At 48.3% G+C, this 11722-nt stretch carries 10 protein-coding genes; 5 read left to right on the top strand and 5 right to left on the bottom strand.

From position 1 onward, the window contains the following. Positions 1-55: 55 nt before the first annotated feature. Positions 56-1270, bottom strand: coding sequence for a protein kinase domain-containing protein (locus tag KHS78_RS02675; RefSeq protein WP_211824901.1), 1215 nt, complete (start codon positions 1268-1270; stop codon positions 56-58). Between the two features lie 420 nt (positions 1271-1690). Between KHS78_RS02675 and fba the strand changes: the two genes are divergently transcribed. Next, a complete protein-coding gene (fba, locus tag KHS78_RS02680; protein ID WP_211824903.1) occupies positions 1691-2755 on the top strand; it encodes a class II fructose-bisphosphate aldolase in 1065 nt (354 codons plus the stop codon). 83 nt (positions 2756-2838) lie between these two features. On the opposite strand, the gene KHS78_RS02685 is transcribed toward fba, so the two are convergent. Beyond that, positions 2839-4884: a hypothetical protein gene (locus KHS78_RS02685; protein ID WP_211824904.1), complete on the bottom strand. Its 2046-nt coding sequence runs from the start codon at positions 4882-4884 to the stop codon at positions 2839-2841. 497 nt (positions 4885-5381) lie between these two features. Here KHS78_RS02685 and KHS78_RS02690 point away from each other — a divergent pair, with 497 nt between their 5' ends. After that, positions 5382-5609, top strand: coding sequence for a YgdI/YgdR family lipoprotein (locus KHS78_RS02690; RefSeq protein WP_211824905.1), 228 nt, complete (start codon positions 5382-5384; stop codon positions 5607-5609). Positions 5610-5824: 215 nt separating this feature from the next. Here KHS78_RS02690 and KHS78_RS02695 read toward each other — a convergent pair whose 3' ends face one another. Continuing rightward, on the bottom strand, positions 5825-6883 hold the full coding sequence (locus KHS78_RS02695; protein ID WP_211824906.1) for an IS701 family transposase: 1059 nt from the start codon (positions 6881-6883) through the stop codon (positions 5825-5827). Positions 6884-7030: 147 nt separating this feature from the next. Between KHS78_RS02695 and KHS78_RS02700 the strand changes: the two genes are divergently transcribed. Further along, a complete protein-coding gene (locus KHS78_RS02700; RefSeq protein WP_211824907.1) occupies positions 7031-7993 on the top strand; it encodes an alpha/beta hydrolase in 963 nt (320 codons plus the stop codon). Between the two features lie 122 nt (positions 7994-8115). Continuing rightward, positions 8116-8895: a hypothetical protein gene (locus KHS78_RS02705; RefSeq protein WP_211824908.1), complete on the top strand. Its 780-nt coding sequence runs from the start codon at positions 8116-8118 to the stop codon at positions 8893-8895. A gap of 13 nt (positions 8896-8908) precedes the next feature. On the opposite strand, the gene KHS78_RS02710 is transcribed toward KHS78_RS02705, so the two are convergent. After that, positions 8909-9520, bottom strand: a complete 612-nt coding sequence (locus KHS78_RS02710; protein WP_211824909.1) for a YigZ family protein — start codon at positions 9518-9520, stop codon at positions 8909-8911. A gap of 177 nt (positions 9521-9697) precedes the next feature. Here KHS78_RS02710 and KHS78_RS02715 point away from each other — a divergent pair, with 177 nt between their 5' ends. Beyond that, positions 9698-10255, top strand: coding sequence for a DUF4136 domain-containing protein (locus KHS78_RS02715; RefSeq protein ID WP_211824911.1), 558 nt, complete (start codon positions 9698-9700; stop codon positions 10253-10255). A gap of 69 nt (positions 10256-10324) precedes the next feature. Here the strand turns inward: KHS78_RS02715 and KHS78_RS02720 are convergent, their stop codons facing one another. Beyond that, positions 10325-11470 carry a 2OG-Fe(II) oxygenase gene (locus KHS78_RS02720; RefSeq protein WP_211824914.1) on the bottom strand — a complete coding sequence of 382 codons (1146 nt, stop codon included), beginning with the start codon at positions 11468-11470 and terminating at the stop codon, positions 10325-10327. Positions 11471-11722 lie beyond the last annotated feature (252 nt).

The raw sequence follows: 11722 nt of genomic DNA on the forward strand, positions 1-11722 counted from the left end.
GGGTAATTAACAGTATCCGTTGCTGCTTTTTATCCACAATCAACATTCTTCATTATTATTGAATGCTGCAGCATTGCGGCACACAGCGGCGGTAAGGTTGCGCATCTCTATTCTCTTGGTACATTCTCTCCAGTGCGTTCTGTTGGTAACGTGCAATGTGTTTTGGGTGAAGGCGGTCCGTTGTTTTGTCTTGTAGTTCTGCGAAAGCAAGAATAAGGAATTCTTCCTGCCAGCTGATACTGATTTCTTTTATGAGTATTGATATATGTGCAACATAAGCCAGATTGAGTGCTTTAGGTGTGCTTTTAAGAATATCGTCAATGGTTCTCTGATCAGGTTTTTGAGTTTTTAAATTGCTCATATAGTCTTGCAAAGTTTCTTCCATAAACGCTTTATTTTCTTCATCATTTTGAAGACTTAGGAGCTCACAGAGTTCATGTGATTGATAGGTAATAGGGAACAGATCTTTGATTTTTGTTGGGTGTATCGCCAGCTCCATGAGTAGGATGCCAAAAGCAAACCAGTCAGAATGGCATGAATATAACAATTGTTTCATTGCTTCTGGCGCCATGTATTCCAAGGTACCCTTATACTCAGGAGAGCGGGTTCCCTTAGTCTGCGAAAGTCCTAAGTCACACACTTTCCAGCAGTTTTTTTTGTATTCCAGCACGTTGGCTGGCTTCAGATCGCAGTGAGCAATGTGCTTTTCTTCTAAGTAAGTCAGCGCCCGTGCGATATCTCTTCCGATGACTCTTACTTGATGCTCAGTCAGACTGCCATGATCCATATCTAAGAGATCCTGCAGACTGTGTTGGCACCTCTCAAGGACTAGTACAGTTTGCAGGTTATGTCTGAATGAGGCGCATAGTTTTACAATGTTTTTATGGTCATGTATTTCTCTTAATAGTTTGAGTTCATTATTTATTTGGTTTTCTTCCCATGCTTCTTTTGCAAATTTAAACGCACAGCTGAATGTTTCTGATTGCTCATGGTCACTATGCTCAGTTGCACTCAGGTGACGATAGAGAAGAATATTTGCAAAGTGACCTGTACCTATAGCCTGCATTTCATAGTCTATTTTTTGTAAGGCTGTATCTGCGGGCTCTGGTTTTTTCTGGTAATCGGAAAAATGCAGGATGGCTTCTTTAATTGCGTTTTCATCGCCACAAGCTACGTCAATATCAAACGAATCTAGTGATCTTTCACCCGAAGATTCTCCATTGCTGGCTCCGGAGGGCGTGTCACTATCCGAGAAGTGAAACGTTACCAAACATTGTCTCACGCTACCGGCTGGGCTACTCGTTCTGCTCGTAGATGGTGGTAATGATGTGTGAGGTGGAGGCCTCTTTAAGGGCGTTTGTATATCCATAGGGCAGACTCTTTGGCATGGGTTTGGCCTCTTTCTTGGGCAGAAGGAGACAAATTCATAGTAAATTCAGCGTGGCATCATGGGTGTAGAGTCGATGATAGACAGAGAGTTCCTTGCGTCTGGGGCTATGTCAGACAATCTGTCCACGCTGATAAGGGTGTCGGGGTTGTTCGGGTGATGCACCATTTCAACCGGCGCCAATCTGTCATACACTCTCACCGCATTTATCCCACCGCAGTTGACCGGATACCCTGACTTGCGTAAGTACGGTGCCGGAGGTAGTGCGGGTACTGTCCCAAATTCCAATGATGAGGATCAGTCATGGCTTTGATCAGCATGCGTCAGATGCTGGACCACGCCGCCGAGCACGGTTACGGCGTCCCGGCCTTCAACGTCAACAACCTGGAGCAGATGCGCGCCATCATGATGGCGGCGGATCAGACCGACAGCCCGGTCATCGTCCAGGCCTCGGCCGGCGCCCGCAAGTATGCCGGCGCCCCGTTCCTGCGCCACCTGATCCTGGCGGCGATTGAAGAATTCCCTCATATCCCTGTGGTGATGCATCAGGATCACGGGACTTCGCCGGATGTCTGCCAGCGTTCCATCCAGCTGGGTTTTAGCTCTGTCATGATGGACGGTTCCCTGAGAGCGGACGGCAAGACCCCGTCTGACTGGGATTACAACGTGGAAGTGACCCGCCGTACCGTCGAGATGGCGCATGCCTGCGGCGTATCGGTCGAAGGCGAGCTGGGCTGCCTGGGTTCCCTGGAAACCGGCCAGGCCGGCGAAGAAGACGGTGTCGGCGCTGAAGGCACCCTGAGCCATGACCAGCTGCTGACCGATCCTGATGAAGCGGCAGAATTCGTCAAGCTGACCGGTGTGGATGCCCTGGCCATTGCCTGCGGTACCAGCCACGGCGCATACAAGTTTACCCGTCCGCCCACTGGCGACATCCTGGCCATCGACCGCATTAAGGCGATCCATGAGCGTATTCCTGATACTCACCTGGTCATGCATGGTTCTTCCAGTGTGCCGCAGGAATGGCTGGCCATTATTAATGAATTCGGTGGTGAGATTCCAGAAACCTACGGTGTCCCGGTTGAGCAGATCCAGGAAGGCATCAAGCACGGTGTCCGCAAGGTCAACATCGATACCGACCTGCGTCTTGCGTCCACCGGTGCGATCCGTCGCTTCCTGGCACACAACAAGGCGGAGTTCGATCCCCGCAAATACCTGAATGAAACTATTAAGGCGATGGCGGATATCTGTGTGGCGCGTTATGAAGCCTTTGGTACTGCCGGCAATGCCAGCAAGATCAAGCCGGTCAGCCTGGACGTGATGTTCGAGCGCTATGCTAGCGGTGATCTGGATCCGAAGATTTCCTGATCTTATCTTTTTGCCGGGGTGATTGAATAAATCACCCCGGCAATGGCATCATGGTCCATTACCAGTCCAGCAAGTGCTCAAGGTCATTGGCGACTGGCAAGGTGCGTGACCATATTTTTTCCTTCATCAAATTGAAAGAGAGGTCGGCCGTTAATCGCACAGATTAGCTTTTTAGAGCTCGGTTTGTTCAGTCTCGCCCAAAAAGAGGCCACCGTTTCCTGGACGGGTTTATCATTGCCGTTAAGGTACTCAATCACCTCACCTTCTTCACGTGCGGCCAGCGTTTCGAATGTTAATAAATCCTCAGCTGTGAGCTTCAATAGAGCATGCTTGGGCACTATTCTTATGTGGCCCTCCCTGAGAACATTGGCTAATGCATGTTGTACCTTTGCCTGCTCTTCTGGAGCAGTGCCGCGTATTTTTAAATGATCAGGATTATTTAATACGGCAGGTTTGACTGTTTCACTATGCATGTATGGCAGTGCGGATTTATCCTTTCCTGTAGCTCCTGTAGCTCCTGTAGCTCCTGTAGCTCCTGTAGCTCCTGTAGCTCCTGTAGCTCCTGTAGCTCCTGTAGCTCCTGTAGCTCCTGTAGCTCCTGTAGCTCCTGTAGCTCCTGTAGCTCCTGTAGCACTTTGTGCTGCAAGGTTTAACATTCCAATGTTCAAATTGAAACGTAAAACAGCGTCTTCATACTCCATATTCTGTAAATAAGATTTCATTTCCCCAAATTTAGCTAATCGCCATAGTTGGTCATGATCTATATTGACGTAATTTTGCATTTCTCCCATAGGATCCAATAAATTATAACATTCAGGTTCAGGTAATTTGCGGTGAGCGATAGCATCATTAACCAAGATTGCTAATCGCTCAGGGGATAATTTGAATATGGCAGCTATTAGAAGCAGGTAATCATGGCCTGACTTTGAATTGAAATTGAAAGATCGTTGCGTTAGCGTAATTTTCAATATTTCGAGCATTGTTTTATCTTTTTCCAATGGGGTCTTTCGTTTTTCTTCATCTAAACGTAGCGCTTTGTCAATGGATTCCTGTGCCTGTTTAACGAGTTCTCTATTCAGTGAAGAGCGAGCGTTAAAGGCTCTCTGATCTATGAAATAAAGAAATGCTTCGGTTTTTCTAAATTTACATTGAGTTTCTTTGGGTATACCTCGAACAAAATTAGCGATAGTAATATCACGAATGATGAAAGTCGTACCGTCTTTGTCTATTCTCTGATGCAATTCTTGTAATACACTCTCTCCATTAGTAAATATCTCCTTATTGTTATTCACAATTTCGAGTAGCTGTTGTGGTGAAAGTCCCATGATGTTGCCTAAGCCGGCTAAAAGGTCTGCTGTAAAATCTTGCGTATTAGCAATCACTCTAACCATACATACTGGAACGTTATCCGTTGCAGGAAGAACTTTTGACCGGTTGGTTGTGTGTACTGCCGTGGCGCCCTCGGTGCTGTCAGTGTCCTGTAAGGCACCTTGTGCTTGACGAAGCGCATGTGTGGGGATATTAAACCCTGGCTCGCGACTTAAGTAAGCGACGAAGTCTGATGCGCAGCGTATGGGCGGTGTCTTGCTTCGAATATCTTCATGCCAGATGTGAGCGTTATAGTCTTCAGGGGTTGCGATTTTTTCTGAAAGCTTCGCAAAGCCTTCAATGAGGTCGATACCTTTATCAGGGTCGTCTTCGTCAATGAATGCATTCTGGTTTGCGAATACCGCTGACTGTAAGCTGTTTACCCTGATACTGAATAGCTCGCCTAATTTCAGCAACATATCCGTTCTGGCGCATTTCATGTGGGCGATTAGCTCTACCAGTACCTTGAGTGTTTCATTGTCGATAGATTTTGGGGGCGTTACACTGCTTACGGCTGCTTCTGTATGGGTAATCGTTCTTAGTGCCGGGTTGTTTCCCTCGGATGCTGTCATTCTATGTTGTTGGTAGAAAGCCTGAATAGAAGATAAGTAAGCTGGATTATCAATTTTTCTTACGCATACGCCATTTCTATCAACGGAAACCACCGCTTTGGTTCCATCATGGTGCATAATGGCTTTACGGCTATCGTCAAAATAATAGCCTCGCTGAATAAGGCGAGATAAAACATTTCCACTGTCCATTTTATGAGTCTCCTGTCTTGTCTTTTATGTTCGTGATGAAAAAATAATCTACCATTGGTTTTGAAAAAACATGCTTGCACGTAAAATGAAGAAATACATCGGGCATGTCATATTTTTTACTTGTTCTGATTAGATTGTGTTTATTGATCAGAGTTCCGCATATTTTTATCGATGTTATAGGGAACCTATAATTCTGCAGGTTGGAGATTTTGGGGTGGCAGGTTTATTAAGGTAAAAAGTGTTTATCTGTCGCTTTAGATATTTGTTCTTTTATATGATGATTGAAACAGTTGCTTTCGAGTTTGTAATTAAGGTGGACGAATTAATGAAGAAAAATTTTAAATAAATAACAGGCGACACTGATGCGCATGTTTAATGTCTGGGTGGGTAGTGTCAGTGCTTCAGGGTTAAAGAAAAGGTGTTTGCATAGATTTTGGTTTTTGGCAGATTGGTTCAGGCTGGCTATGCTCTGAAAGTCGATTTTCGGAGTTGTCGCGATGTTTCGTCCGTTGACTGGCCTTGTGCCACCTGCTGTCATGCTCGCCTGTCTGGTGGTGAGCGGCTGCTCTTCCCCCCATGTGATCAAGATGAATGATGGCCGTGAAATCATCACGCGAGGCATGCCGCATTACGATGAAGATTCCGGTTTTTACCAGTTCACCACGGTGGCTGGGGAAAATATGCAGTTGAATCGTAACCTGATTGAGTCGATAACCAAAAAATAGGGCTATTGCCGGGTACCGGCTGTTGTTTCTACATGGGGTGCCGGAATATAAGGAACGAAGCCGCCCGCCCGGTTCATCAGGGTTGAAGAATCACAGGGCAGTGAAGGCAGGCAGCTTCTGGTGATTACTTTAAGGCGATTCTGGCAGGTCGGCTATAAGACCATCAGCTATGGTACGTTTGTCTGAGAGTGGCTCCAGACAATAATTAACTGAAGTTACGCAGTAACGAATAACCTTAGATGCTCGAATGAGGCTCGCAGAGCGGTCATGTAAATCTTCGCCCTGAGCTGAAAATGATTGATCTTCAGTTTCAGAGACAGGGTTTCCAGTCTGAAAGCTGAGTAAATCGACAGAAAGACATGGTTGCTCTGAGTTTTGACCGTATGGGCTGGTGACTTTGCCATGGAGGCATTGGACTTCAGGGTTTTATGGAAGACCTCAACTTTCCACCGTTTCTTGTAGATCGTTTTGAGACTTTCGGCGTCACACTCCAGATCGCTGCATACCAGATAGAGAATGCCTGTGCTGCCGTCCTTGTTTTTAAAGACCTGACGGAATAGCAGAACTGGAAAGTCGATGCCTGCTATCCAGCCTTCAACAGGCTCGCCTTCGGAGAAATCTACAGTATCTATGCGTTGTGAGCGGCCTTGCTGCTTATCTTCCAGGGACAGTGACACTTTGCGGTTAGATTTCATCGCCATAAGAAAATGTTTGCCGCAATCATGACGGATGAACATCATGTTTTCATTGGAGCAAAACCAGCTGTCAGCAAGCACATAGCGGAACAGGAGGTTGTTCTGGCAGCAAACCTTCACCATATCCCTGAGCATCTGGTTTTTAGTCCTTTCTGCCTTGCGTCGGATCTTTTTCGTTTTCAGGTCGGTGTATTGAATCGTTTTCTCGATCAGCTCATAGGCTACAAGGATTGATGCATCACCTGCATGATAATGGGCATTGAGGAGATTGATCCCTTTAACCGTGCGGTTTTTCGTATGGTCAAAATGATAGGTGTTCAGGGCGTTTTCCTTGCTGTATGGCTTTTCCTGGATCGTGTCATCAAAGATCAATACGCCATCGGGCTTCTCAACTTGCCTGACGACGGGCTTCACATACCCCCAAAGTGTACGGCTGGTGAACTGATTCGTTGAGAGCAGCCTGGTGACCTGATCATGGCTATAGGCATCGTCCGATAGGTTGGACAAACCCGTTGCGGTTGTTTTGCCAAAAGAGGACAGCAGATAGTCAGAGTACAGTTCAATCAGATCGTGTTTCATGCTGTCTATGATGCCGTATTTTCAACCTGGCGCGTAACTTGAGTAATTAACGATGGCAGGGAAGCGCTTTTACAGGCCGTATTTTAAGCAGATTGGGCAATACTCCGTATAATTGCCTTTTTGAACGTGTTGAATGGACGAACGGATTTGAACCGGCAAATTATAGAAAACCTTAAATCTTCCCTGCCTGCGCTGGAACTGGGGAATACATTAGAACCCGATGCTAACCTCCGGGCGTATCTGGATTTCTACGCGATGTCGCCGGAACACTTCCTGCCGGGTGTTCAGCATGATATTGGCTATCTGGAAGTGGATGGCTATCATCTGGCTACCCATGTCTGGCGTCCGGAGCATCCGGTGGGTACCGTGTTTCTTGTGCATGGCTATTATGACCACGCCGGTCTGTACGGTCATCTTGTTCGCTTCTGGCTGGAGGAGGGGTACGCTGTCATGGTCCATGACCTGCCGGGGCATGGACTGTCCTCCGGTTCAATTGCCAGCATTGACTGTTTCAGCCGTTACTCCATGGTGTTCCGTCACTGTCTTGAGTGGGCCAGCGGAAAGCTGTCCAGCCCCTGGTTCCTGCAGGGACAGAGTACCGGTGGCGCCATTATTACGGATACTCTGGTCAATTATCCGGAACTGCTGGCGCGCTACGAGATTGCCGATGTTTTCCTGATGGCGCCGCTGGTGCGTCCGATGCTCTGGCGTATGGGACTGGTGCAGTATTTCATGCTGCGTACGTTTGTATCGTCGGTGCCGCGTTCCCGTTCCAATAACTCGAATGATCAGGCATTTCTTGAGTTTCTGGCTAACGATCCATTGCAATCCAATGTCCTGCCGGTTGAGTGGGTCGGTGCACTGCACCAGTGGATACGGCGCATCGAGTCGTATCGGAAACCCTGTCCTTGTTCTCCACTGATTATCCAGGGGCAGCGGGACAGGACTGTCAACTGGCAGCATAACCTGAAGGTGCTGAAACGGCTGTACACAAAACCGGATGTCTTCTTCATCCCCGACGGTTGCCACCATCTGGCCAATGAAATCGAAAGTATCCGCGAACAATATTTTGAGGTGATTCGGAAACGCCTGGCGAAACGACAGGGGTGATATCATTAAAATGTTAACCTGTACAGGGCTCCGGCAAGACATCGTTGGGAACACCCGTTAAAATCTCCACCTGACAATTCACCCGCTAGGGATGTAAACAAGAATAAGTAATGGGGGTTGTTGTGAAGGGTCTCACCAGGTTGTTTACCGGTCGGTTATTGCTATGTGCCTGTCTGTGTGTTGCAACATCAGCGAAAGCGGATATTGCGGTACTGGATACTGTTCGCCAGCTGCATATGCAGGTATTTCGAATCAGCTGTGATCTCTTTGTTCAGCGAGGCGAGTTGGGGCTTGCTGTTGATCAGCAGGCCGTTCAGGCAGAATTGCTGCAGGCAACACGCTTGCTGGAGCAGATCGTGTCTGTTGAGAATTCGGTTATTTCAGACGAGCAGCGCGATGCATTGCTGGCATTGTGGCCTGCATTTGAGCATAAGGTGGCTGATGCGGCAGCGCTGGACCTGCATGAACAGGATTTCGAATGGGACTTCAACCTGACGTTCACCGAACAGCTCCGCGAGCTGGACACCCTTCTTGAAAGCATAGCGACAAGCCTTTCTTCTACAACGGAGCAGCAGCTGCTTTACCAGCAGGCGGTGCGGATCCAGTATATGGCTGCACGTTATACGGCCCGCGCTTATATTGGTGCCCTGCATACCTTGGATCAGGACGGCTATTTCGATCGTGACCTCAATCTTCTGGCGGATGATATGGATCAGGTGTTGATGCAGCTGAGCCAGTCAGGGGTGTCATCAGAGCAGTTGAAGCCTGTGAGTCATCGCTGGCGTTACATTCGTGGCCGATACCAGGATTATCAGGTTAACCTCGCACCAATGGTTGTTGCGAAGCAGACCCGGACGATCGTTGATAATCTGTTGGTACTGGCACGTTCACTATCCGGTTAATGTGCTGACATCATCACTGTGGTTTCAGCTGCCCATCGCTGGCTTGTAGCAGTTGCTGGCAGAAGGCGTTGTAACAGCGGGAATCGATAGAACAGCATAGCTTGATGCTGTCGGTGTAGAGGCGGTCCTCAATAACGCCGGCATATTGCGCCAGAAGGTACTCAACGGTTCTCAGCGTGCCGTAGTCGCACTGCAGGGAAAACGTATGATGGGGTATTTTCTCTCTGCTTTGCAACTGCTTGAGCGCATCGCCAACACCGCCGCCATAGGCTTTGACCAGTCCGCCCGTTCCCAGTTTAATTCCGCCGGAATAACGTACCACCACCGCACAGACTTCCCCCAGCCCGGAACCCTGTAATTGCGCCAGCATCGGCTTGCCTGCGGTACCGCTGGGTTCTCCGTCATCACTGAACCCCCATTGCTGACCATCACTGGGTGTGCCGGCGATAAATGCTGAGCAGTGATGACGGGCGGCGGGGTGTTCGGCTTTGAGCTGGCGAATGTACGCCAATGCCGCTTCTCGGCCAGGGGTATGGGCAAGATAAGTCAGGAAGCGACTCTTTTTGATGACGTCTTCCAGGAAAACCGTGTTATCAGGAATAAAAAAAGGGGATATGTCAGACATGAATTACTGCATCAGTGTCATTGTTTGATGACAGTTGTCGTATCTGTCACCGAGGCTGTATTCAATGATAATGGAGCCTTACTGTATGGCAAGCAGATGTCAGCAAGCCGTAAAAACGATGCCTATTAAACGACTATTTAAATATAGTGGTAAAGGTACAGGCGAATGGAGAGTGGGATGATGAAACCAATAAAAACGTTCATGTTTCTACTTCTGTCACTGGTTCTGGTGGCCTGTTCCAGCATAAAAGTGGATCGTGATTTTGATCCCGGTTATCAATACACGTCGCTGTCACGCTATGCATGGCTGCCTCAGACGGATAACAAGGATGACTATGACAAAGACAGTTTGCAGGATCGTCGCATCAGGGCGGCGGTAGAGCACACCCTGACAGAGCAGGGGTACCAGCAGGTGAGTCCGGATCAGGCTGATTTCCTGGTTCACTATTTCACCGGAAGCAAGACCCGACGCGATGAATCCCATGTCACTGTTGGTATGGGCTACCATACGTTACCGTGGTCTATGGGAGCGAGAACGGAAACCCGGGTTCGGGACTACGAGGAAGGACAACTCACGCTGGATATTATTGATCCTGCCAGTCGCCAGCTGATCTGGCGGGGTGTTGCTAAACGACGACTGCCTGAAACCTCCACACCGGAAAAAAGAACCGTCTATATACAGGAAGCGGTGCAGGAAACACTGGCGGCATTTCCGCCGAAAGCCACCATCCAGTAATACATACGAAAAAGGCGCTTTTCACTGAAACAATGAAAAGCGCCTTTTTTATTGGTATTACCTTGTCGTTTACTGGGCCTGCTTGTCCCAGTCGTCGCTGTGGTCATCAGAACGATAGGGTTCAACGCCGTCACCCAGGAAGCAGTTATTGGCTTCCCGTATCTTGGCGGCGGCATCATCATAGAGAAACGGCAGCGTGACATAGCGGGTACCCCGTGTCACTGGCGTAGCGGCATGCATCAGGGAACAGGAAAAGACGATAGCGCCCCCTGTGGGTGGTTTGTAGCGGCGATGTCCATATTCAGGGAACCAGAGTTCACCCCCGTCATAGTCTTCACTGTTCAGATTGATACTGATAGCAAACCGGCGATGCGCGGTGCCCTTGGTGGTGTTGTCCCGGTGCTCCTTGAAAAAGCCTGCGTCGCTACTGTCATAGCAGGCGACGATATAGCGCTCGATGCGTGTGGCCCGGAACTGGAAGGCCTTGGCGATCTCAGGCACCAGCCGGGTTCTGATCCGGTATTTCAGGGCATCCTGCAGGGATTCATCGTCAATATTGATATCAGAGCGGCGTTTGACGCCGGAATCCTGCAGCTCAAGGGTTTTGCCATCGACGGTGCGCATAAAGCCGGATGCTTCAGGCTGGCCGTCATGGTAATACTGAATCAGGGTTTGGCAGAGATCATCCTCCAGGATTCTTGGGACGAGCAGAACAGGAGCCCAGAGATCAATATTGGTATCCACATGGCTGGCAGGGTCCGGCAGGTTCTGCATGGTATGGATAAACGCCTCTGGCTGATCAATGCCTCCCTTGGCGTAGACACGCAGTGTGGGATCCAGTACCACCCAGTAGGGGTAGAAGACATCCTTCCCTTCAACTGGGTCGTAACCGAGGGCGCCGTACTCCCTGGCAATGCTGGCATCCTTGTCATAGAAGATCCGTTGTTTGGGAAATGCGTCAAGTGCCAGACGGTTTTTCTGGTCTTTGGGATTCAGGGTCACCGCAAAGCGAACGCTGTGATCATCATTTGCAATTAAAGTGGCATTTTTTATTGCTTCCAGAAACTTTATTACCGGCGGTGCTGCGCAGTTGCCCAGAAATACCAGGCCGACAAAACGGCCGCCAAGACTGGAAAAGGCAAAGCGTGGATTATAAACCGTATCGGCATAAAACCAGGGAGCCGGTTCTCCCCAAGAAGGTGCTTTAATCGTCATGACTTTATCCTGTTCGAATTATTGCTTTGTTTATATTAATTATAAGTAAAAAATTTTTTTTAATTAGGAAATGGGTTTTTAATTTTCTTATTGGATAATTCTTTGAATTACTCTTGGCAACTTACTATAAATTATTAAGATAACCTGCGTTTGCAGGGCTTTATTCATTTCTTGATTTTTTGTTCTGACGGAATAGTGTCAGTTTTATTAATAACTCGATGTTGTTAATAAAAAAACGATAGTATTTTTGTG

It is taken from the genome of Kistimonas asteriae (assembly GCF_018263925.1).
Taxonomy (GTDB): Bacteria; Pseudomonadota; Gammaproteobacteria; order Pseudomonadales; family Endozoicomonadaceae; genus Kistimonas; species Kistimonas asteriae.